Here is an 18,010-nt window from a genome sequence, read left to right as displayed (position 1 = left end):
TCCCCCGCCCCCTCCCGCCTCCGCAGGCCCCGCCGCGCAGACAGACTGCCGAGACCTGCGCCCCACCCCCATACAGTCCGCCCATGTCCTCCCCACCTGCGCACTTCTAGCGTGGCGCCATGACCCCTCATGGCACCCCGCACACCCTTGCCGCAGTGAAGGACGCCGACCGGAAGCACGTCTTCCACTCCTGGTCCGCCCAGGCCCTGATCGACCCCCTCGCCGTCGCCGGGGCCGAGGGCTCGTACTTCTGGGACTACGACGGCAACCGCTTCCTCGACTTCTCCTCCCAGCTGGTGAACACCAACATCGGCCACCAGCACCCCAAGGTCGTCGCCGCGATCCGGGAACAGGCGGGCCGCCTCTGCACCCTGGCGCCCGGCTTCGCCGTCGACGTCCGCTCCGAGGCCGCACGCCTCATCGCCGAGCGGACCCCCGGCGACCTGGACAAGATCTTCTTCACCAACGGCGGCGCCGAGGCCGTCGAGAACGCCGTCCGCATGGCCCGGCTGCACACCGGCCGGCAGAAGGTCATGTCCACCTACCGCTCCTACCACGGAGCCACCGCGGCCGCGATCAACCTGACCGGCGACCCCCGCCGCTGGCCCTCCGACACAGCCGCCGCCGGTGTCGTGCACTTCTGGGGCCCGTACCTCTACCGGTCCGCCTTCCACGCGGCCACCGAGGCCGAGGAGTGCGCGCGCGCCCTGGCCCACCTCGCCGACACCATCGCCTTCGAGGGCCCCCAGACCATCGCGGCGGTCATCCTGGAGAGCGTCCCCGGCACCGCCGGGATCATGACCCCGCCCCCCGGATACCTCGCGGGCGTGCGCGAGCTCTGCGACCGCCACGGCATCGTCTTCATCCTCGACGAGGTCATGTCGGGCTTCGGCCGGACCGGCAGGTGGTTCGCCGCCGACCACTGGGACGTCACCCCCGACCTGATCACCTTCGCCAAGGGCGTCAACAGCGGATACGTCCCGCTCGGCGGCGTCGCCATCTCCGCGGCCATCGCCGAGACCTTCGCCACGCGCCCCTACCCGGGCGGACTCACGTACTCCGGCCACCCCCTGGCCTGCGCGGCGGCCGTCGCGACGATCGGCGCGATGGAGGAGGAGGGCGTCGTCGAGCACGCCGCCCACCTCGGGGAGCACGTGATCGGCCCGGCGCTCTCCGAGATCGCCGAGCGGCACCCCTCGGTGGGCGAGGTCCGGGGACTGGGCGCCTTCTGGGCGCTGGAACTCGTACGGGACAAGGAGACGCGCGAGCCGCTCGTCCCCTACAACGCCGCCGGAGCGGACAACGCGCCCATGGCCGAATTCGCCGCCGCCTGCAAGGCGTCCGGCCTGTGGCCCTTCGTCAACATGAACCGCACGCACGTCGTCCCGCCGTGCACCATCTCCGAGGCGGAGGCCAAGGAGGGGCTGGCGCTGCTGGACGCGGCGCTGACAGTGGCCGACCGCCACACCACGTCCGGATAACGGGCGCTAAATCCGCATGACGGTCTCCGACCGATCGGTTTCGGCCTCGCTGCCTGGCCTAAGGTGTCCGAAGTTCTACAGAGGGACGGACCCCCATGCCAGGCAGCGGAGCTGTCACCCGCAACACCCTTCGCCAGCAGATCGCGGACGCGCTGCGGGACGAGGTGCTCGCGGGACGCCTGCCGCCGGGTACGGAGTTCACCGTCAAGCAGATCGCCGAGCAGTACGAGGTCTCCGCGACCCCGGTCCGCGAGGCCCTCGTGGACCTCTCCGCGCAGGGGCTGCTCGAACTGGTCCAGCACCGCGGCTTCCGCGTCCGGATCTACACCGTGGACGACTTCCGCGGGATGATCGAGGCCCGCACGCTGATCGTGGACGGGATATTCCGCCGGCTCGCCGACCGCGGCACGGCCCCCGGCTCCGGCGAGATGCTGGTGTCCGTACGCCGCCGGGCCGAGGCGGCGCGCACAGCGGCGCAGAGCGGCTCGCTCGAAGTGCTGATCGGCTACGACCTGCGCTTCTGGCGGGAGCTGAGCGGGCTGGTCGGCAACACCTACATCTCCGATTTCCTGCACCGCATCCGGGTGCAGTGCTGGGTCTTCGCCGTACCGCACCTCCAGCGCGACCCCCGGCTGCGGGCGGCCCTGTGGGACCGGCACGGCGAGCTGGTCGACGCGGTGACGCTGGCGGACGCCGACGCCGTGCGCCGCCTCGTGCACGACTACAACCAGCACGGCCTGGACTGGGCCGCCGGCCTCTAGTGCTGTGGCCGGAAGGCTCCCCGGCGGGTTGTGGACCGGGTTTTGCGCACCCCTTCGCGGAGCGTGTCCGGCGCACTACGCTTGCCCGATCGGCGGCAACGACTGATCGGAGCCCGAGTGGCCTGTGACCTGTGGCTGGTCCCCCTTGTCGACGTGCTGTGCCACAGCCCCGACAACCCCTTCGCGGAAGAGATCGCCTCGTACGACAAGGCACTGGGCCAGGCCGGGCTGCCGTCCGTGCCGGTCTTCGCCTACATGCCGGGCCTGAGCGGGGACGTCGCCCCGGTCGCCGGCTTCGACTACGACGCCCTGCACTTCCTCAGGCGCGCGTACCTGCTCCAGATCTGCGGCCTGCCCGTGACCCCGGTGGACGAGCTGGGCGGCGACTACGAGCAGCTGCTGGAGATGTTCGAGCCCACGGCCCAGCAGTCGCACCTGGTCTGGCACTACGACCACGCCGGGGCGTACGTCCCGGTGGACTTCCCGTCCCCGCTGGCGAACGAGGAGCTGCTGGCCGGAGGCGGCCCGCTGGGGTCCGCGCAGGGGCTGCTCCGGGAGCTGGCCTTCGTGGCTCCGGCGATCGGGATAGACCCGGGCAACCCGCCCGCGGCGCCCGCGCCGCCGGGCCGTCCGACCTCGCTGGAGGAGCCCGCGGGGCCCATCCCGTACGACGACAGCCCCTTCGCCCGGGAGCGGCACGTCTGGCTCGGGCTGCACGCGGCCGCGACCCGCAGTCTCGGCCAGGGCTCGATGATCATCTTCAGCTGACCGGGCGCCGGGCGGAACGGCCGGCCCGGCCCGCTTCCGTCCGCTGCCCCCACCCGCTGTCCCTGTTCGCTGTTTCTGTCCGCTGCCATCGCCCACCCCGCCGGAACGGCTACCTCGGCTGCTCCGGCGGGCGCTGGCGCGGCATGTTCGGGCGGGTGCCGGGCGGCAGCGGGAACCGGGCCGGCGGAATGCCGGCCTCCACGCGGCCGGCGGAAGCGCCCAGCGACTGCATGACCAGCGGTGCGGGACCGGCCCGGAACTCCACCATCCAGTCCGCCGTCTCCGAGCGCACCAGGTCGCTGATGTCTTCGGAGAAGCGCCGCAGCACGGTCAGGCAGCGCTCCGCGGCCTCGCTCGCCGTGCCCTCGGTGGGCCCGAGCACCTCCCGCACGTTCTCCGAGGCCCAGTCGAACTGCAGCGTCAGGAGCCGGCGCTGCACGGCCTGCGCCGTCGCCACGTCCCGCATCCACCCGGAGGTCAGCCCGAAGAACCGGTCGCAGGCCAGGGCGGCCGCGGCCAGCAGGAGCGCCAGGTACCCGTACGGCGCGGCGTTCGGCGCCGCGCCCGTCAGCTCCAGCAGCGGCATCGCGGCGCCCGCGACGGCGCCCACGGCCGCGCCCGCGCGCAGCACGCGGGCCCCCAGGCGCTTCCACGCCCGGTCGGAGAGGTACCACTCGGCGGTGCGCAGCGCATCGGCCTCGACCCTCCGGTAGAGCTCGTCGAGCCGCTCGGCGGGCTCGCCCCAGTCCCCGAGGGGGAAGGGCCGACCGGTCAGATCGCCTGCCGCCGTCGGGCCGCCGCTCTCCTCCCCGGGATCCCGGGGTGGCCCATCGGGCTGCATCTCCGGCTGGCTCACCCGGCACTCCCTCTGCCTGCGCTGACGTGTGGTGGTGCGCGTGTGCGCAATGGTGCGCATGCCCTTCCTACCTTCGAATGACGGGCGGCGGACGACGATTCCGCGGATTTCCGCCCGCAAGGAGGTCTCCAGCAGGTACGCGCACGCCTCGTCCCTCACTCGAAAGAGTTGGTCCTCACGGCGTAGGGCGCGGCGCCCGGGGAGCACGTAGGCTCGGATTGACCAAGCGTCCCGACGGTATGGAGTGAGTACCTGTGATTCCCGGTGGTGGCCAGCCCGACATGCAGCAGCTGCTCCAGCAGGCCCAGAAGATGCAGCAGGACCTCGCGGTGGCCCAGGAGGAGCTGGCGCAGGCCGAAGTGGAGGGGCAGGCCGGAGGCGGTCTCGTCAAGGCGACCGTCACCGGCTCCGGTGAGCTGCGAGCGCTGGTGATCGACCCCAAGGCCGTGGACCCGGCGGACACCGAGACCCTGGCCGACCTGGTCGTCGCGGCGGTCCAGGCCGCCAACGACAACGCCCAGGCGCTCCAGCAGCAGAAGCTGGGCCCCCTGGCCCAGGGCCTGGGCGGCGGCAGCGGCATCCCCGGCCTTCCCTTCTAGTCCCGGCGCCTCCCGCGCCGGCGGAGCACCGACCGGCCGGCGCGCCGGCCGAAGTACCGGCCGAAGTACCGACCGAAGTACCGACCGAAGTACCGACCGAAGTACCGACCGACACGCGAACCGAAGCGAAAGAAGGCAGTCCGTTGTACGAAGGCGTGGTCCAGGACCTGATCGACGAACTGGGCAGGCTGCCCGGCGTCGGGCCCAAGAGCGCGCAGCGGATCGCCTTCCACATCCTTCAGGCCGAGCCCACCGACGTCCGCCGCCTCGCGCACGCGCTGCTCGAGGTCAAGGACAAGGTCCGGTTCTGCGGGGTGTGCGGGAACGTGGCGCAGGAGGAGCGGTGCGGCATCTGCCGGGACCCGCGCCGCGACGCCACGGTCATCTGTGTCGTGGAGGAGCCGAAGGACGTCGTCGCGGTCGAGCGGACCCGCGAGTTCCGGGGCAGGTACCACGTCCTGGGCGGCGCGATCAGCCCGATCGAGGGCGTCGGTCCGGACGACCTGCGCATCCGCGAGCTGCTGGCGCGCCTCGCGGACGGGGTGGTGACCGAGCTGATCCTCGCCACCGACCCGAATCTGGAGGGCGAGGCGACCGCGACCTACCTCGCCCGCATGATCAAGCCCATGGGCCTGAAGGTCACCCGCCTGGCCAGCGGGCTCCCCGTCGGGGGAGATCTGGAGTACGCGGACGAGGTCACGCTCGGGCGGGCCTTTGAAGGAAGGCGACTTCTCGATGTCTGACGCAACGCTGCACGCAGCGCCCCAGGATCCGGGCGATTTCGCCGTCCAGATCGCGGATCAGATCGGTTCCTTCATCGTGGCGGTCACCGAGGTGGCCAAGGGGGAGGATCCGGACCGCGCGGTGCCGTTCCTGCTGCTGGAGATCTCCCAGCTGCTGCTGGCGGGCGGCCGGCTGGGCGCGTACCAGGACGTGCTGCCCGACGAGCGCTACGAGCCCGACCTGGGCCCGGAGCCGGACGTGGACGTCCTGCGCGAGCGCTTCGCCGTGATGCTGGAGCCGGTCGATGTCTACTCCGAGGTCTTCGACCCCTACGAGCCGCGCAAGCCCCCGGTCCCGCACCGGATCTCCGATGACGTCGCCGACGTGGTGGCCGACCTGCGGCACGGCCTGATCCACTACCAGGCGGGCCGGATCACCGAGGCGCTGTGGTGGTGGCAGTTCTCGTACTTCACCAACTGGGGTCCGACGGCCTCGGCGACCCTGCGCGCGCTCCAGTCCCTGGTGGCGCACGTCCGGCTGGACCAGCCGCTGGCGGCGCTGGACGGCCTGGACACCGACGAGGACCTGACCGAGGACGACCTCGCCGAGCAGGCCGGGCAGGTCATGGCGGAGGAGCTGGGCGGTCTCGGCCGCAGGTGAGGACCGGTGCGGGCGCCCCGGCGCCCGCACTGGAAGGTGCTCCGGCGCGGGAACCCGTCCTATGATCTTTTCGTCTCATGATGTGGTACGAGGCGGTCGGATCGCGGCCGCTCGTTAGACTGCACCAGCAAATGACGGACTGATCGAGGAGCGCACGTGGGCCTTGTCGTGCAGAAGTACGGAGGCTCCTCCGTAGCCGATGCCGAGGGCATCAAGCGGGTCGCCAAGCGGATCGTGGATGCCAAGAAGAACGGCCACCAAGTGGTCGTCGTGGTCTCCGCGATGGGCGACACGACGGACGAGCTGATCGATCTCGCCGAGCAGGTGTCGCCGATGCCTGCCGGGCGGGAATTCGACATGCTGCTGACCGCCGGAGAGCGAATCTCCATGGCGCTGCTGGCCATGGCGATCAAAAACCTGGGCCACGAGGCCCAGTCGTTCACGGGTAGCCAGGCAGGTGTGATCACCGACTCGGTCCACAACAAAGCGCGCATCATCGATGTCACGCCGGGCCGTATCCGCACCGCGCTGGACGAGGGCAACATCGCCATCGTCGCCGGCTTCCAGGGCGTGTCCGCGGATTCCAAGGACATCACCACCCTCGGCCGCGGCGGCTCGGACACCACGGCCGTGGCGCTCGCCGCCGCGCTGGACGCCGAGGTCTGCGAGATCTACACGGACGTCGACGGCGTCTTCACCGCGGACCCCCGCGTCGTGAAGAAGGCCCGGAAGATCGACTGGATCTCCTCCGAGGACATGCTGGAGCTGGCGGCGTCCGGTTCCAAGGTGCTGCTGCACCGCTGCGTCGAGTACGCACGCCGATACAACATCCCGATCCACGTCCGCTCGTCCTTCTCCGGACTGCCGGGCACCTGGGTCAGCAACGAGAATCCGCAAGGGGACGCGCAGGTGGAGCACGCCATCATCTCCGGAGTCGCTCACGACGTCTCCGAGGCCAAGATCACCGTCGTCGGCGTCCCGGACAAGCCGGGCGAGGCCGCGGCGATCTTCCGCGCCATCGCGGACGCCGAGATCAACATCGACATGATCGTGCAGAACGTCTCGGCGGCCTCGACCGGCCTCACCGACATCTCCTTCACGCTCCCCAAGACCGAGGGCCACAAGGCCATCGACGCCCTGGAGAAGGCGAAGGGCGCGATCGGCTTCGAGTCCCTGCGCTACGACGACCAGATCGGCAAGATCTCGCTGGTCGGCGCGGGCATGAAGACGAACCCGGGGGTCACCGCCTCCTTCTTCCAGGCGCTGTCCGACGCGGGGGTCAACATCGAGCTGATCTCCACCTCGGAGATCCGCATCTCGGTCGTGACCCGCCAGGACGACGTCAGCGAGGCCGTCCGCGCCGTGCACACGGCCTTCGGCCTCGACTCCGACAGCGCCGAGGCGGTCGTCTACGGGGGCACCGGACGATGACCGCCACCCGGTCCTCCGGCCCGGCGCTCGCCGTGGTCGGGGCGACCGGAGCGGTCGGCGCCGTCCTACTCCAGATCCTGTCCCAGCGGGCGGACGTCTGGGGCGACATACGCCTCATCGCCTCCGCGCGCTCGGCCGGCCGCAGGCTGGTCGTCCGCGCACGGGAGAGCGAGGTGCTCGCCCTCTCCGACGCCGCCTTCGACGGCCTCGGGAAGGGCGACATCGCGCTCTTCCTGACCCCGGCCGAGGTCTCGGCCCGGTGGGCTCCGGCCGTCACCGCGCGCGGAGCCGTCGTGGTGGACCAGTCCGCCGCCTTCCGCGAGGACCGCGAGGTCCCGCTGGTGGTGCCCGAGGTCAACGGGCACGCCGTGCGCAACCGGCCGCGCGGGATCGTCGCGGGCCCGGACTGCGTGACCGCCGTGATGATCGCGGCCCTCGGCGCCCTGCACGCCGAGTACTGCCTGGCCGACCTGGTCGTCTCCTCGTACCAGGCCGCGGGTGCGGCGGGCCGGGCCGGCTCGCAGACGCTGCGGCGCCAGCTCTCCCTGGTGGCCGGCACCACCCTGGGGGAGCAGCCCGGTGACGTGCGCCGGGCCGTGGGCGAGGACACCGGCCCCTTCGCGGCCCCGCTCGCCCTCAACGTCGTGCCCTGGTCGGGCCGGCTGTGCGAGGGCGGCTGGTCCTCGCACGAGCTGGCCGTACGGGCGCAGACCCGCCGGCTCCTGGACCTGGAGCGGCTCCCGGTGTCGGTGACCTGCGTACAGGTGCCGGTGCTGACCGGGCATTCGCTGACCGTACGGGCCCGGTTCGAGAACGTGGTGGACGCCGGACACGCCCGGGAGATCCTGGACGCGGCGCCCGGCGTGATCCTCGTGGACGACCCGGCGGCGGGCGAGTTCCCGACCCCGGCGGACGCGGCCGGGACCGATCCGGCCTGGGTGGGGCGGGTGCGGGCCTCGCTCGACGATCCGCGGTCGCTGGAGTTCTTCGTGTGCGCCGACAACCTGCGCAAGGGCGCCGCTCTGAACGCCGCGCACATCGCGGAACTGATCGCTGGTGAATTTGCGGAAATCGCTTTGTAGGATCGGTGCCGATCCCTAGATCAAGGTGATGGCCCGACTGCCGTCTCGACAAGACGGGGCACATCGGGAAGAGCGGGTGCGTATGCGGGCAATGGGGTTTTTGCTGGCTCGGTGGGCTCGCGCGTACAACCCTGCCGGGGGGACGCGTGTCCTACAGGCGTGGCAGAGGCACTTCTGGACTTGGCCGTCCTACCGGCACGCACCGGGATCATTCCATCGCGCCGGAGCCCCCGTGCGTCCGGCGGCGGTCTCCCCGTGATCGTGCCCGTCCCGCCGACGGAGCCCGCCGAGGCGACCGTACGGGCCCCCGTACCCGCCCGCGTGCCCACCCCGCGCGGCGCCGCCGGCGGCAGCGGTACGGCCGAAGCGGCCCCGGTGGTCGCCGGTACCACCGTCGACCACCTCACCGAGACCTACCAGGCCCACTACCGGTCGCTCCTGGGGCTGGCCGCGCTGCTCCTCGACGACACCGCCTCCTGCGAGGACGTGGTCCAAGAGGCGTTCATCCGGGTCCACTCGGCCCGCAACCGGGTGCGCGACCGCGACAAGACCCTGGCGTACCTGCGCCAGACCGTCGTCAACCTCTCCCGGTCCGCCCTGCGCCGGCGCATCCTCGGCCTGAAGCTGCTGTCCAAGCCGATGCCGGACATGGCGAGCGCAGAAGAGGGCGCGTACGACCAGTTGGAGCGGGACGACCTGATCAAGTCGATGCGCGGACTCCAGCGCCGCCAGCGCGAGGTGCTCGTGCTGCGCTACTTCGCGGACATGACGGAGGCCCAGGTCGCCGAGACGCTCGGCATATCGATCGGTTCGGTCAAGGCGTACGGATCGCGGGGCATTGCCGCGCTGCGGGTGGCGATGGAGGCTGCGCAGTCATGAGGGACGACCACACCCCGTACGGCGGGGCGAGCGAGGAACAGGCCCTGCGAGGCCTGCTGCACGGGGCCGTCGAGGGCCTGGAGCCCTCCGAGGGCGCGCTGGAGCGACTGCGGTACGCCGTCCCCGCCCGCCGGGCCCGAAGGCGCCGGGCCGTCGTCGGCGCCGCCGCGGCCGTCCTGCTCGCCGGGACCGCGATCCCGGCCGCGCTGCACCTGGCGGCCGACCGGGACCCCGCCACCGACCGCCCCGCCATGGCCGGGCACGGCCGCAAGCCCGGAGCCACGGCGGGCAGCGGCCCCTCGGACCCGCACCAGAACGGCGCCGGGGCCCACCCCCGGGCCACCCGCTCCGGGGGCGGCGCCCCCGAAGCGGGCGGCACCACCGGACAGCCGGACCCGACGACCGGCGGCGTCCCGGCCGACGGGGCGACCGCCGGAACCGCAGGGCCCTCCGGCACCGGCACCCCGGACGGCTCCGCCCCGGGGCAGTTCCGTCCCGCGCCGGGCGGCATCGCCCGGCCCCCGGTGGCCCAGGGGGCGCCCGGATGCGGCGCCGACCAGCTGGGAGTCGTGGGCTCGGCCCGCCCGCCGGAGGCCGACGGCAAGGTGTACGGCAGCTTCAAGGTCACCAACGTCTCGGCCCGCGGCTGCGTCGTGACCGGCCCGGACACCGTGACGGCGGCCCCCGCACCGGTCGGCGGGAGCGGCGCGGGCGCCGGGGTCGCGGTCGTCGGCCACACCGCCGGGGACCCGGCGAGCGGGCTGCTGCCCGATCCGGCGTCGGAGCCGCCGCTGCTGCTGCTCCAGCCCGACACGGCGTACGAGGTGCGCTTCGCCTGGGTGCCCTCGGCCGGGCCCTGCCCGGCGCAGACCCCGGGCGCGGGCCCGAAGCCGACGCAGGGCGACACCGGGGACGGCGCGGCGCACCCGGGCGACGGCGCGGCGGCGGTGGAGGCGGGGACCGGCGGCACGGACGCGCAGACCCCGGCGCCCCCTGACCCCGGGGCCGGGGTCGCGGTCTCGCACACCCCCGCGGCGGGATCGCCGGTCACGCGGACGACGATCCCCGAGGCCTGCGGCGGGACGCTCTACCGCACGGGTGCGATCCCGCTGGACGCACCGGCGCCGTAGCCGGGCCTGCGGGGGCGGGGCCGTCAGGCGCGCTGCGACGCCGGTTCCGGGCCGGTCTCTTCCGGGGCGAGGAGGCCCGCCTCGGCGTCGCGGATGGTCTCGACCTCGCGGCGGTAGAGCCGGAACCACATGAACAGCACGAAGGCGACGAAGACGAACCACTCGCCGGTGTAGCCGAGGTTCTGGAAGGCCTTCAGGTCGAGCCCGGTGTCGTTCGGCGCCTTCGGGGGCACCGCGGCCATCCCGTCCGCCGGGGTCTGCACCGTCAGCCAGGCGTCGTACAGGTCGTACGGGACGATGTTGACCAGCGACGCGGCGCCGATCACCCCGAGCTGCCCGGCCGGCAGGCCGCCGTCGGAGTGGACCCCCTTGGTCCGGGAGTTCTCCGAAGGCTGCAGCGCCCCGGTGACCTCCACCCGGCCGGTCGGGGCGGCGGGAGCCGCCGCCCCGTCGGCCTTCCCCGGCAGCCAGCCCCGGACCACCGGGACGGCCTTGCCGGAGTCGGTCTTCAGCAGCGTCAGGACGTAGAAGCCGGACTTTCCGTCGAGCGTCCGCTCGGGGACCAGCAGCTGCTCCCCGTACTCCCCGGAGGCGGAAGCCAGCCGTCCGGAGGTCTTCTTGTCCACCGGGAGCAGGGAGTCCAGCGGCGCGGCCACCCGGTCGGCGGGCCGCCCGGCGGTCGCCTCCCGGTGGCTGTCGACGCGGTCCTCGAAACGGCCGAGCTGCCAGGACCCCATGAACAGGCAGAAGGGGACGGCAAGCACGACGAAGACGTTGATCCCCCACCACCGCGGGGTCAGCAGAAACCGGTGCACCCCCCTACGGTACGGGGGGTGCACCGGTCACCGGCTGCCGGGTCGGGCCGGGAGGCGCAGGAGCGCGGACCCGGGTCGGGCCGTCAGGCGCGGGAGCGCGGACCGCCGCTCAGGCCGTCAGGCGCGGGAGCGCGGGCTCCCGCTCAGGCCGGGAGGTGCTTGAGCGCGAACTCCAGCTCCATCCGGACCTGCTTGATCCGCTCCTCCACGACCAGCGAGCCGTGCCCGGCGTCGTAGCGGTACACCTCGTGCACCGCCCCGCGCGCCGCGAGCCGGTCCACGTAGTTGTCGATCTGCCGGATCGGGCAGCGCGGGTCGTTGACGCCCGCCGCGATGTGCACGGGGGCCGTCACCGCGTCCACGTACGTCAGCGGGGACGAGGCCTCGAAGCGGTCCGGGACTTCCTCCGGCGTACCGCCGAAGAGGGTGCGGTCCAGGGACTTCAGCGCCTCCATCTCGTCGTGGTAGGCCGTCACGTAGTCCGCGACGGGCACGGCGGCCAGCCCCACGGCCCAGGACCCGGGCTGCGTGCCCAGCCCCAGCAGCGTCAGGTACCCGCCCCACGAGCCGCCCGACAGCACCAGCCGCTCCGGGTCGGCGAGGCCGGACTCCACGGCCCACTCCCGGACCGCCGCGATGTCCTCCAGCTCGATCAGCCCCACCCGGTGCTTGAGGGCGTCGGTCCACTGGCGCCCGTAGCCCGTCGAGCCGCGGTAGTTGACCCGGACCACCGCGAAGCCGTGGTCCAGCCAGGCCGCCGGGGTCGCCAGGAAGGAGTCGCTGTCGTGCCAGGTCGGCCCGCCGTGGATCTCGAAGATCGTCGGGAAGGGGCCCGCACCGCGCCCGGCCGGCCGCTGCGCGAGCGCGTGGATCCGCCCGCCGGGGCCCTCGACCCACACGTCCTCGACGGGCACCGAGCCCGGCGGCCGGAAGCCGGGCGGGTCCAGTACGACGACGCCCGCCGTGGAGCGCACGGCGGCCGGCTCGGCGGCCGAGGACCACTGGTACTCCACCGTCCCGTCCGGGCGGGCCGTCGCACCGGACACCGTGCCCGGGGGCGTCTCCACCGCGACGAGGGACCGCTCGGCCAGGTCGTAGCGCCACAGCTCGCTGCGCGCCTCGAAGCTGTGCACGATCAGCAGCGCCGACCCGTCCGGGTACCACTCGGCGCTGACGTCGCCCGGCAGCTCGATGCCGAGCTCCGTCTGCGTGCCCGCGGCCACGTCCCACAGCATCGGCTCCCACCGGCCCCGCCGCTGGTGGCCGACGAGCAGCCGCGTGTCGCCGTCGACCGGCGCGAAGCCGAGCACGGCGAGGCCGAGCTCCTCGGTCCCGCCCCGGGAGTCGTCGAGCTCCGCGACCGGGGCGCCCTCCAGGGTGAGCACGCGCAGCGCCGAGTGCATGGCGTCGCCGTGCTCGGTGTGCTCGATGACGACCAGGGAGCCGTCCCGGGACAGGTCGCCCACCCCGGCGGACTCGCGGTGCCGGTAGATGACGGCGGGCGTGCTCCCGTCGGGCCGCACCACGTGGACGGTGGTCCCGTCCTCGTCGGTGGACCGGCCCACGACGGCCGTCCCGTCCCGCCCGATGGCCAGGCCGGCGGGGTACGAGGGCTCCAGTCCGGGCGTGGCCGGCTCGTCGGGGCCGCCCGCGAAGGGCTGGCGCACCCAGGTGCCGAACTCGTCGCCGTCGGTGTCGGAGAACCACCAGATCCACTCGCCGTCGGGGGAGAGCGCGCCGTCGGTGGTGCCGTTGGGACGGTCGGTGGCCTGCCGCTGGGTGCCGGTGGCGCGGTCCCAGGCGTAGAGCTCGTAGGTCCCGGTCGCGTTGGAGACGAAGAGCGAGCGGTCCGGCGCGTCCTCGGCCCAGTCGGGCAGGCTGACACGCGGCGCCCGGAACCGCTTCTCCCACTCGGGGGTCGCCTCGTCGCCGGTCACGTCGCCGCCGGTCACGTCGCCGCCGGTCACGTCGCTGCCGGTCACATCACTGTCGCTGGTCATGTCCCCATTCTTGCCGCATGCGGGCCCCGGACGACGAGTGCCGTCAGGGGCGCCGGGCAGCGGGCCGAGCACGGCGGGCCGGGGCCCGCGTGCGTACGCTGGTGGGATGCGGATGATCGTCCGGGGCGCCCGGCTGCTGCACACCGGGGGCCGTACCGAGGGCCACGACGGCCTCTGCGACGTCGAGGTGGGCGAGGACGGCCGGATCGCGCGCGTCGTGCCGTACGACGACCAGAAGGAGCCCCCGGCCACCGGCATCCTGATCGAGGCCCGCGGCTCGCTCCTCACCGCCCCCTTCGTCGAACCGCACATCCACCTCGACACCGCCCTGACCGCGGGCGAACCGCGCCCCAACGCCTCCGGCACCCTCTGGGAGGGCATCGCCTGCTGGAGCGAGCGCAAGCGCACCCTGACCCGCGAGGACGTCGTGGGGCGGGCCACCGAGGTACTGCGGTGGCAGGCGGCGCAGGGCGTGCTGCACGTGCGCACCCACTGCGACACCACCGACCCGGCCCTGACCGCCCTGGACGCGCTGCTCGAAGTGCGCGACCGGGTCCGGGACTTCATGACCCTGCAGATCGTGGCCTTCCCGCAGGAGGGCATCGTCTCCTTCCCGGACGGCGAGGCGCTGCTGCGCGCGGCCGTGGAGCGCGGCGCGGACGTCGTCGGCGCGATCCCGCACTTCGAGGACACCCGCGAGGACGGGATCGCCTCGCTCGGCATCGCCTTCGCGCTCGCCGAGGAGCACGGCCTGCGGGTGGACGCGCACTGCGACGAGATCGACGACGAGCAGTCCCGCTTCGTGGAGGTGCTGGCCGCCCTCGCCCTGCGCTCGGGGCTGCGCGGCCGGGCCACCGCCTCCCACACGACGGCGATGGGCTCCTACGGCGGCGCGTACAGCTTCAAACTCCAGCGGCTGCTCTCCCGTTCGGGCATCAACCTCGTCTCCAACCCCTTCGCCAACCTCAACCTCCAGGGCCGCTTCGACGCCTACCCCCGGCGCCGCGGCCTCACCCAGGTGAAGGAGATGCTGGCGGCGGGGGTCAACGTGGCCTTCGGCCACGACGACGTGATGGACCCGTGGAACGCCCTGGGCACGGGGAACCCGCTCCAGACCGCCCTCGTCGGGATCTACGCCGCCCAGCTCACCGGCGCGGGCGAGATCCCGGAGGCCTTCTCGATGGTGACGGACCGTGCGGCACGCGTCCTGGGCCTGCCGGACACGGAGTACGGCATCACCGAGGGCGCCCCCGCCTCGTTCGTCCTCCTCCCGGCCGCCACCCCGCAGGAGGCGATCCGCCGCCAGGTCGCCCCCCTGTACGTGGTCGCGCGCGGGCGGGTCCTGGCGCGGACCCCGGCGGCCCCGACCCGGCTGTCCTGGCCCGGGGAGGCCCCGTGCGACGTCGACTTCACCCGCCCCCTACGCTGACGCCCCATGACATGGACAGTCGACACCCCGGCCGCCGGGGCCGCCCTGCTGATCGCCTCCGAGTACGCGGACGCCGACCTGCTGGGCCACTCGGTCCGCTCCTACGCCTTCGGCGCCCGGTACGCGGCCGACCACGGCCTGGAGTACGACGCCGAGCTCTTCTACGTGGCGGCCCTCGTCCACGACCTGGGCCTGACCGCACCGTTCGACAGCCACACCCTCCCCTTCGAGGAGGCGGGCGGCCACGTCGCGCGCGTCCTGACGGCGGGCCTGGGCTGGCCGGCGGACCGGCGCGCCCGCGCCGCGGAGGTGATCGTGCGGCACATGCGGGAGGACGTCACCGCCGCGCAGGACGTCGAGAGCCACCTCCTCCAAGTGGGCACGAGCGCCGATGTGTCGGGCCTGCGCGTCGAGGAGTTCGAGCCCTCCTTCACTTCCGCGCTGTTGGCCGCGCATCCCCGCGGCGGCTTCGGCGCGGCCTTCCTCGCGCTGGCGCAGGACCAGGCCGCCCGCAAGCCCGACTGCGCGGCGGCCGCCTACGTCGCCGGCGGAGCGGCCGCCCGCATCGCGGCGAACCCCTTGGAGCGCCTGCGGTAGTCCGGCCCGGGCCCGGCGGTAGCCTGCCCGCATGTCGTGGGACGAGGACGGAACACCGCACCCGCTGGCGCAGCGCCGCTCGGGCCGCAGCGATCTCGAACCGGACCGGCTGCCCGAGGTCCGCGAGCTGGAGGCGCTGGGCTGGGAGCCCGCCCCGGAGGCCCTGCGCTGGGCGTTCCTCCCGTACGTATGGCCGCCGCGGGCCCGCACCTGGGTCCCGGACCGCTCCACGCGCTGGGCGGTGGAGACCCGGCTGGACGGCCACGGCCACATCACCGCCGTGGAGTGCGCCCCGCTTCCGGAGGCCGACCTCGCCGGCCTGGACGCCGAGACCGCCGACGCGCTGACCGCCCTCGGCCTCCCGCCCCGCCCCCGGGACCGCCTCTGGCTGCTCCGCCCGATCGGCCCGTTCCCCCACCTCGACGCCGTCCTCACCCACCTCGAAACGAGGGCGGAGGCGCAGTCGATCCCCCCGGAGCCGTCCCCGGAGTTCCTGACCCTGACCCGCACGGAACTGGCCACTCTGGACACCGCCCCACCGCGCCCCTGACTCGGCGACCGAAGAACCCCGGAAACCACTGAGGGGCCGATCCGCAATGCGGACCGGCCCCCTCAGTGGTACTACAGCGTCGGGGTGGCGGGATTTGAACCCACGACCTCTTCGTCCCGAACGAAGCGCGCTGCCAAGCTGCGCTACACCCCGAGCGTCGCTTCGGCAGCGTGTGCTGTCCTGGCGACATCGATTACTTTAGCGGACCTGCGGCCGGAGACGAAATCCGGTTTTCGCGGGGCGGCGCCGGGGCCAGTGGGGGCCTCGGGCGGTGGCGGTCCGCCGTGACCAGGGCGAGGCCCAGGGCGTAGAAGGCGAGGCCCAGGACGGCCGCGTTCAGCGCGACGCGGCCGTAGCCGTACTGGGCCGCGTCGAGGAAGGGGTACGTGTACCGGCTCGGCGTGCCGGGGGCGAGCAGGGCGCCGCGGACCAGGGCGAAGGCCACGTACGCGAGGGGGTAGGCCAGCCACAGGACGGCGTGGCGGGGGGCGCAGGGTGCGCGGGGCCGTCAGCAGGAGGAAGTCGAGGACGGCGCCGATTGGGGTGACCGTGTGCAGCAGCTGGTTGGCGACGGCCTTGGCGCCGCTCAGCCGGTCGGGCTCCGCGGCGGCGTTGAAGGGGGCCCCGTCCCGGAACGGTTCCGCGCGGAGCCCCGCGAGGAATCCGGGGTGGACCGCGGGCCCCTAGGGCCTCGGCGTCAGCGTCAGGAGGGTTGCCTCCGGCGGGCAGGCGAAGCGGACCGGGGTGTAGCGGTTGGTGCCGCAGCCCGCAGAGACGTGCAGGTAGGCGCGGTGGCCCTCCGCCTCGTGCGTGGACAGGCCCTTGACCCGCTTCGTGTCGAGGTCGCAGTTGGTGACGAGCGCCCCGTAGAAGGGGATGCACAGCTGCCCGCCGTGCGTGTGCCCGGCGAGGATCAGCGGGTACCGGTCGGCGGTGAAGGACTCCAGGACGCGCAGGTACGGGGCGTGGACGACCGCCATCGAGAAGTCCGCGTCCGCCTCCGGACCGCCCGCGACCCGCTCGTAGCGGTCGCGCTTGATGTGCGGGTCGTCCAGGCCGGTGAAGGCGAGCTCCAGGCCGTCCAGCTTCATCCGGGCCCGTGTGTTGGTGAGGTTCAGCCAGCCCGCCGCGTCGAAGGCGTCCCGCAGTTCCTCCCACGGGTTGTGGACGGCGCCGACGACCGGCTTGTTGCCGTTCAGCCCGTGCCGTCCCTGGGTCTTCTCGATCAGGTAGCGCCCCGGGTTGCGCAGCCGCGGCCCGTAGTAGTCGTTCGACCCGAAGACGTACACCCCGGGGAAGTCCATCAGGGGCCCGAGGGCGTCGAGCACCTCCGGCACGCCCTCGGTGTCCGAGAGGTTGTCGCCGGTGTTCACGACGAAGTCGGGGCGCAGGCCCGCGAGGGACTGGAGCCAGGCGCGCTTCTTGCGCTGCCCGCCGACCATGTGGATGTCCGAGACCTGGAGTACGCGCAGCGGGCGCACTCCGGGGGGCAGGACCGGCACCGTGACCCGGCGCAGGCGGAAGGACCGCGCCTCGAAACCGGCGGCGTAGGCCACACCGGCGGCTCCCACCGCCGCGATTCCGGCAGCCGCTTTCAGGGGTACTCCGTAACGCGCACGCATGGGCCCATCGTCGCAGACCCGCAAAACACGTGGGCGCCACCGTCCCCGTACCTGGCAGACTCATGGGCATGACCACGCTCAAGGCCAAGCTCCAGGAAGACCTCACGACCGCCATCAGGGCACGCGACGAGCTGCACTCGTCCACGCTGCGCCTGACCCTCTCCGCCATCACCAAGGAGGAGGTCGCCGGCAAGGAAGCGCGCGTGCTCTCCGACGACGAGGTCCTCAAGGTGATCGCGAAGGAGGCGAAGAAGCGCCGTGAGGCCGCGGATGCCTTCGCCCAGGGCGGCCGTCCCGAGCAGGCTGCCCGGGAGACCGCGGAGGGCGAGTTCCTCGACACCTACCTGCCCAAGCAGCTCAGCGACGACGAGCTCGTCGCGATCGTGGCGCAGGCTGTGGCCGAGGCCAGGGCGGCCGGCGCCGAGGGGCCGCGGGCCATGGGCGCCGTCATGAAGATCGTGAACCCGAAGGTCGCCGGTCTGGCGGAGGGCGGGCGCGTCGCCGCCGTCGTCAGGCAGCAGCTCTCCTGACCGCCCCACACGCACGGGGGCCCCGACCGGATCCGATCCGGTCGGGGCCCCCCAGCCGGGGCGGGGCGCACCAAAAGGCCGGACCGGCGCCGGCCAC

The 18,010-nt window shown here is 73.3% G+C and carries 19 protein-coding genes and 1 tRNA gene; 14 read left to right on the top strand and 6 right to left on the bottom strand.

The window, feature by feature from the left end; all coding sequences use genetic code 11:
- The first annotated feature begins 119 nt into the window (after positions 1 to 119).
- From ACFWU6_RS07530 to ACFWU6_RS07520, 3 genes are all read left to right on the top strand, one after another.
- Complete coding sequence (locus tag ACFWU6_RS07530; RefSeq protein ID WP_383979190.1) at positions 120 to 1,481, top strand: aspartate aminotransferase family protein; 1,362 nt, start codon at positions 120 to 122, stop codon at positions 1,479 to 1,481.
- 95 nt (positions 1,482 to 1,576) lie between these two features.
- Positions 1,577 to 2,242 (top strand): GntR family transcriptional regulator, encoded by a 666-nt coding sequence (locus tag ACFWU6_RS07525; protein WP_383799870.1) that lies wholly within the window; start codon positions 1,577 to 1,579, stop codon positions 2,240 to 2,242.
- 117 nt (positions 2,243 to 2,359) lie between these two features.
- Positions 2,360 to 3,010 carry a hypothetical protein gene (locus ACFWU6_RS07520; RefSeq protein ID WP_383799867.1) on the top strand — a complete coding sequence of 217 codons (651 nt, stop codon included), beginning with the start codon at positions 2,360 to 2,362 and terminating at the stop codon, positions 3,008 to 3,010.
- Between the two features lie 109 nt (positions 3,011 to 3,119).
- Here ACFWU6_RS07520 and ACFWU6_RS07515 read toward each other — a convergent pair whose 3' ends face one another.
- On the bottom strand, positions 3,120 to 3,866 hold the full coding sequence (locus tag ACFWU6_RS07515; protein ID WP_383799864.1) for an SLATT domain-containing protein: 747 nt from the start codon (positions 3,864 to 3,866) through the stop codon (positions 3,120 to 3,122).
- Positions 3,867 to 4,120: 254 nt separating this feature from the next.
- Between ACFWU6_RS07515 and ACFWU6_RS07510 the strand changes: the two genes are divergently transcribed.
- From ACFWU6_RS07510 to ACFWU6_RS07480, 7 genes are all read left to right on the top strand, one after another.
- Complete coding sequence (locus ACFWU6_RS07510) at positions 4,121 to 4,465, top strand: YbaB/EbfC family nucleoid-associated protein (protein ID WP_383799862.1); 345 nt, start codon at positions 4,121 to 4,123, stop codon at positions 4,463 to 4,465.
- A 143-nt stretch (positions 4,466 to 4,608) separates the two neighbouring features.
- The gene (gene recR / locus ACFWU6_RS07505; protein WP_383799859.1) at positions 4,609 to 5,208 is read left to right on the top strand and encodes a recombination mediator RecR; all 600 of its coding nucleotides are present in this window, start codon (positions 4,609 to 4,611) and stop codon (positions 5,206 to 5,208) included.
- Positions 5,201 to 5,848 (top strand): DUF5063 domain-containing protein, encoded by a 648-nt coding sequence (locus ACFWU6_RS07500; protein ID WP_383799857.1) that lies wholly within the window; start codon positions 5,201 to 5,203, stop codon positions 5,846 to 5,848. Before recR ends, ACFWU6_RS07500 begins: the two co-directional genes overlap by 8 nt.
- A 156-nt stretch (positions 5,849 to 6,004) precedes the next feature.
- A complete protein-coding gene (locus tag ACFWU6_RS07495; RefSeq protein ID WP_383799854.1) occupies positions 6,005 to 7,279 on the top strand; it encodes an aspartate kinase in 1,275 nt (424 codons plus the stop codon).
- Positions 7,276 to 8,361 (top strand): aspartate-semialdehyde dehydrogenase, encoded by a 1,086-nt coding sequence (locus tag ACFWU6_RS07490; protein ID WP_383979187.1) that lies wholly within the window; start codon positions 7,276 to 7,278, stop codon positions 8,359 to 8,361. The genes ACFWU6_RS07495 and ACFWU6_RS07490 overlap by 4 nt, the downstream gene beginning before the upstream one ends.
- 159 nt (positions 8,362 to 8,520) lie before the next feature.
- The gene (locus tag ACFWU6_RS07485; RefSeq protein ID WP_383799848.1) at positions 8,521 to 9,240 is read left to right on the top strand and encodes a SigE family RNA polymerase sigma factor; all 720 of its coding nucleotides are present in this window, start codon (positions 8,521 to 8,523) and stop codon (positions 9,238 to 9,240) included.
- The gene (locus ACFWU6_RS07480) at positions 9,237 to 10,370 is read left to right on the top strand and encodes a hypothetical protein (protein ID WP_383979184.1); all 1,134 of its coding nucleotides are present in this window, start codon (positions 9,237 to 9,239) and stop codon (positions 10,368 to 10,370) included. The genes ACFWU6_RS07485 and ACFWU6_RS07480 overlap by 4 nt, the downstream gene beginning before the upstream one ends.
- Positions 10,371 to 10,393: 23 nt before the next feature.
- Here ACFWU6_RS07480 and ACFWU6_RS07475 read toward each other — a convergent pair whose 3' ends face one another.
- Entirely contained in the window at positions 10,394 to 11,185 is a 792-nt protein-coding gene (locus ACFWU6_RS07475) for an SURF1 family protein (RefSeq protein ID WP_383979182.1), read from the bottom strand.
- A gap of 143 nt (positions 11,186 to 11,328) precedes the next feature.
- On the bottom strand, positions 11,329 to 13,185 hold the full coding sequence (locus tag ACFWU6_RS07470) for a S9 family peptidase (protein WP_383979178.1): 1,857 nt from the start codon (positions 13,183 to 13,185) through the stop codon (positions 11,329 to 11,331).
- Between the two features lie 106 nt (positions 13,186 to 13,291).
- Between ACFWU6_RS07470 and codA the strand changes: the two genes are divergently transcribed.
- The 3 genes from codA to ACFWU6_RS07455 are packed head-to-tail and all read left to right on the top strand — an operon-like array spanning position 13,292 to position 15,761.
- Positions 13,292 to 14,614 carry a cytosine deaminase gene (gene codA, locus ACFWU6_RS07465; protein WP_383979175.1) on the top strand — a complete coding sequence of 441 codons (1,323 nt, stop codon included), beginning with the start codon at positions 13,292 to 13,294 and terminating at the stop codon, positions 14,612 to 14,614.
- 6 nt (positions 14,615 to 14,620) lie between these two features.
- Positions 14,621 to 15,211, top strand: a complete 591-nt coding sequence (locus ACFWU6_RS07460; protein WP_383799838.1) for an HD domain-containing protein — start codon at positions 14,621 to 14,623, stop codon at positions 15,209 to 15,211.
- A 31-nt stretch (positions 15,212 to 15,242) separates the two neighbouring features.
- Positions 15,243 to 15,761: a DUF5956 family protein gene (locus tag ACFWU6_RS07455; RefSeq protein WP_383979172.1), complete on the top strand. Its 519-nt coding sequence runs from the start codon at positions 15,243 to 15,245 to the stop codon at positions 15,759 to 15,761.
- Between the two features lie 79 nt (positions 15,762 to 15,840).
- Here ACFWU6_RS07455 and ACFWU6_RS07450 read toward each other — a convergent pair.
- The 3 genes from ACFWU6_RS07450 to ACFWU6_RS07440 all read right to left on the bottom strand — a co-directional run bounded on the left by ACFWU6_RS07450 (position 15,841) and on the right by ACFWU6_RS07440 (position 17,383).
- Positions 15,841 to 15,914: transfer RNA gene (locus ACFWU6_RS07450), tRNA-Pro, on the bottom strand.
- 40 nt (positions 15,915 to 15,954) lie between these two features.
- Positions 15,955 to 16,206, bottom strand: a complete 252-nt coding sequence (locus tag ACFWU6_RS07445; protein WP_383979169.1) for a Pr6Pr family membrane protein — start codon at positions 16,204 to 16,206, stop codon at positions 15,955 to 15,957.
- A 238-nt stretch (positions 16,207 to 16,444) separates the two neighbouring features.
- Positions 16,445 to 17,383: a metallophosphoesterase gene (locus ACFWU6_RS07440; protein WP_383799782.1), complete on the bottom strand. Its 939-nt coding sequence runs from the start codon at positions 17,381 to 17,383 to the stop codon at positions 16,445 to 16,447.
- Positions 17,384 to 17,451: 68 nt separating this feature from the next.
- Between ACFWU6_RS07440 and ACFWU6_RS07435 the strand changes: the two genes are divergently transcribed.
- The gene (locus ACFWU6_RS07435; protein WP_383799779.1) at positions 17,452 to 17,913 is read left to right on the top strand and encodes a GatB/YqeY domain-containing protein; all 462 of its coding nucleotides are present in this window, start codon (positions 17,452 to 17,454) and stop codon (positions 17,911 to 17,913) included.
- Positions 17,914 to 18,010: the final 97 nt, after the last annotated feature.

The sequence above is a fragment of the Streptomyces sp. NPDC058674 genome (assembly GCF_042716505.1).
In the GTDB taxonomy this organism is placed as follows: domain Bacteria; phylum Actinomycetota; class Actinomycetes; order Streptomycetales; family Streptomycetaceae; genus Streptomyces.
This window is presented reverse-complemented; position numbering and strand designations above follow the sequence as displayed.

What these genes read in the sequence shown, in the direction of transcription:
- ACFWU6_RS07500 (WP_383799857.1), top strand. Translation starts at nt 5,201, where the DNA reads ATGTCTGACGCAACGCTGCACGCAGCGCCCCAGGATCCGGGCGATTTC.
- ACFWU6_RS07440 (WP_383799782.1), bottom strand. Translation starts at nt 17,383, where the DNA reads ATGCGTGCGCGTTACGGAGTACCCCTGAAAGCGGCTGCCGGAATCGCG.
- ACFWU6_RS07490 (WP_383979187.1), top strand. Translation starts at nt 7,276, where the DNA reads ATGACCGCCACCCGGTCCTCCGGCCCGGCGCTCGCCGTGGTCGGGGCG.
- ACFWU6_RS07435 (WP_383799779.1), top strand. Translation starts at nt 17,452, where the DNA reads ATGACCACGCTCAAGGCCAAGCTCCAGGAAGACCTCACGACCGCCATC.
- ACFWU6_RS07460 (WP_383799838.1), top strand. Translation starts at nt 14,621, where the DNA reads ATGACATGGACAGTCGACACCCCGGCCGCCGGGGCCGCCCTGCTGATC.
- ACFWU6_RS07480 (WP_383979184.1), top strand. Translation starts at nt 9,237, where the DNA reads ATGAGGGACGACCACACCCCGTACGGCGGGGCGAGCGAGGAACAGGCC.
- ACFWU6_RS07470 (WP_383979178.1), bottom strand. Translation starts at nt 13,185, where the DNA reads ATGACCAGCGACAGTGATGTGACCGGCAGCGACGTGACCGGCGGCGAC.
- ACFWU6_RS07455 (WP_383979172.1), top strand. Translation starts at nt 15,243, where the DNA reads ATGTCGTGGGACGAGGACGGAACACCGCACCCGCTGGCGCAGCGCCGC.
- ACFWU6_RS07530 (WP_383979190.1), top strand. Translation starts at nt 120, where the DNA reads ATGACCCCTCATGGCACCCCGCACACCCTTGCCGCAGTGAAGGACGCC.
- ACFWU6_RS07525 (WP_383799870.1), top strand. Translation starts at nt 1,577, where the DNA reads ATGCCAGGCAGCGGAGCTGTCACCCGCAACACCCTTCGCCAGCAGATC.
- codA (WP_383979175.1), top strand. Translation starts at nt 13,292, where the DNA reads ATGCGGATGATCGTCCGGGGCGCCCGGCTGCTGCACACCGGGGGCCGT.